Source organism: bacterium endosymbiont of Bathymodiolus sp. 5 South, assembly GCF_900128535.1.
Lineage (GTDB): Bacteria > Pseudomonadota > Gammaproteobacteria > PS1 > Pseudothioglobaceae > Thiodubiliella.
Window position 1 is genome coordinate 1 of sequence record NZ_FQTR01000347.1, and the last position, 1,121, is coordinate 1,121.

Genomic DNA, 1,121 nt, shown 5'->3' on the forward strand with positions numbered 1-1,121 from the left:
CCATTGCCACTACTAAGTCACTCAAGTGTTTTTTTATCTTAATTTCCCCTTTGTCAAGGGTTGGCTGACTTAGTGCCAATAAAATTAAAATAATGGATAATAATAGCAACTTAAGGCGTGTTTTTAGACGCATCCCATGCTTGTCTAAACTGATTTTCTCCAGCACTTCGGGCGCAAACAAAGCCTCAAGATTGCTTGTCTTGTGGTGAATAAAAAACCACAATATAGCCACTGGAATGAGAGTGTAAAGTAATTCTATTTGTTCAAAATCCATGTGTTTCTCTGCCAAAAATAAAGAAATAAAAGCATTAGCGCCAAACCTAAGGGGTAGTGAAAATAGTAAGTTTTCTTTTCGTATTTGTTAATGTTTATTTTACTTTTTTCTAATTGATTGATTCGCGTATAAATGTCTTTTATGCCTTGGATGCTATTGGCTGAGAAGAATTCAGCGCCTGTGCCTTGTGCAATCTCTCTCAAGATCCCAGCATTAAATTCTCCTGCGTTACCAATGCCAATGGTATATACTTTTATTTTGTTACTTTTTGCACGGTTCATAGCCACTTCAAGCGGTACACTGCTTGCATTGTCTATACCATCTGTCAACAAAATGGCAATTTTTTCTTTAGAATGAGAATCTTTAAAAAGTTTGGAACTTAAAAATAAAGCCTCGTAAAGTGCCGTTTGCTGCCCAGCAATGCCTACATTAATATGGCTGAGTATTTTAACAATACTTTTTTTGTCATAAGTCAAAGGCACAGCAATATAAGCAAAATCTGCAAAAATACTCAACGCCAATTTATCAGTTTTACGCTGTTTGATAAAATCCACCAAAATTTTCTTAACAATCCCAAACTTATTACTTTTTCGCATTGACCCAGAGGCATCTAAAATTAATGAAATTTCATAACCTTTACTATTATCAAGTATCACCTCCTTGGTTGTAATCGGGCTGGCAAGGGCAATAATAACCAAACTGAGGGCTAAAAATTTGAGGGTGTTGCGCAACAATTGCTTAGACTTTACAAGGGTTTTTAAGTTTTCACTGTATGGAAAATAAATAGATAATTTTTTCTCTTGGCAAAAAAACAAACAAGCAAATACAGCAATAATGAGTGCCAATA

General features: G+C 34.9%; 2 protein-coding genes. Both read right to left on the bottom strand.

All coding sequences use genetic code 11. From position 1 onward, the window contains the following. Positions 1-274, bottom strand: a 274-nt coding sequence (locus BBROOKSOX_RS11390) for a hypothetical protein (protein ID WP_139661970.1), incomplete at its 3' end; no start/stop codon positions are given. Then, positions 256-1,121 (bottom strand): vWA domain-containing protein (locus tag BBROOKSOX_RS11395; RefSeq protein ID WP_180324040.1); only part of this gene is annotated, 866 nt, incomplete at its 5' end. The genes BBROOKSOX_RS11395 and BBROOKSOX_RS11390, both read right to left, overlap by 19 nt.